Genomic DNA, 1,505 nt, shown 5'->3' with positions numbered 1-1,505 from the left:
AAGGCGCGAGACCCCGAGATGCATCAGACACGAAAAGGCAAGCAGTGGTACTTCGGGATGAAAATTCATGTGCGACCTGAACGTCGCTTGAGTTTCTGTCTAACTCAACGAGCAGTTCGTTGTGATTAAACCGGTTGTTCCATCAACCGTTCCCTACCCAGACATGCGGCGCCGGTAACGACGCGGTGTGAAGCTCTGGGGACAATGTAACCGCCGATAGTTTCGGTACGCCGACCCGCGAGGGAAAGCGGAATCTGCCAGCACACGGGTGGTGAGGGGCTAGGGACGAGTGGCAACGACCAACATATGTGAACCTCTGATAAACGTCGTCATCATTCTACAAGCCAAATGTGCTGATAGGCTTGGGCCAAAATGGCACGCGGCAAGGTATGGTCTCTGTGAACTAGGCCATCGTGGACAAGACGCCGCCGGCGGATAGGAGGGGTCCGCCCCACTCTGAAATTCATGCGGAACAGGGTAAGTCCGTAGCACTGCCGGCAACGGCAGGCGAACCGCAAGGAACGCTGTTAGCGCTGCGGATAGAGGATTGCGGAAAAAGCGAACGCCCGGCTGTAATGGTCGAGATACGGGCTGAAACATCGTCCGACGCGAAAGCGGGCAGACTTCCGCGTGGTCATTCATGGCGAGAGAACTTGATTAATCGTTACACGAGGGAAAGCAGATGACGGCAACCGGAGGCATTGCGCAAGCAGAGGCCATCGGGGCTGGTGCGCCCTCGCGCCCCACCCGCATGTGGCTTCAGGCCGATTGGCCTCGCATCAAGGATGAGGTGAAGCGACTCCAGGCGCGTATCGCCAAGGCAACCAAGGAAGGCAGATGGGGCAAGGTCAGTGCCTTGCAGCGTCTGCTGACCCGCTCGTACAGCGGCAAAATGCTAGCCGTGAAGCGAGTGACTGAGAATCGTGGCAAGAGAACGCCGGGTATCGACGGCAAGCTCTGGTCGAATCCGGCGGCCAGATGGAAAGGGATGGAAGCAATGCAACATCACGGTTACCGTGCGTTGCCGCTTCGGCGCATCTACATCCCCAAGAGCAATGGCAAGAAGCGTCCGCTCGGAATTCCCCGCATGCTATGCAGAGCAATGCAGGCGCTATGGAAGCTCGCGTTGGAGCCCATCGCGGAGACCTTGGCGGATCCAAACTCGTACGGGTTTCGGCCCGAACGCTCGACTGCCGATGCTATCGAATGCTGCTTTACCACTCTGGCCAAGCGTAAGTCGCCGGAGTGGATTCTGGAAGGAGATATTCGTGGTTGTTTCGATAATTTTAGCCACGACTGGATTCTTCAGCACATTCCGATGGATAAGGTTGTCCTGCGACGATGGCTGAAGGCCGGATTCATCGACGAAGGAACCCTGTTCGCGACTGAGGCGGGGACACCGCAAGGGGGCATTATCTCGCCCGTCATCGCGAATATGACGCTGGACGGACTGGAGGCGGCAGTAGATGCAAGCGTGGGACCGACGGAACGCGCACGCCGAAAGT

1 protein-coding gene is annotated in these 1,505 nt (G+C 57.7%); it reads left to right on the top strand.

The features are described 5' to 3' along the window. Window positions 1-682: 682 nt before the first annotated feature. Window positions 683-1,505, top strand: an 823-nt coding sequence (locus AWB67_RS37580; RefSeq protein ID WP_125477873.1) for a reverse transcriptase N-terminal domain-containing protein, incomplete at its 3' end; no start/stop codon positions are given.

The sequence above is a fragment of the Caballeronia terrestris genome, assembly GCF_001544515.1.
GTDB lineage: Bacteria > Pseudomonadota > Gammaproteobacteria > Burkholderiales > Burkholderiaceae > Caballeronia > Caballeronia terrestris.
Note: the sequence above shows the minus strand (reverse complement) of the source record. Positions and strands in the feature narration are given on the sequence as shown.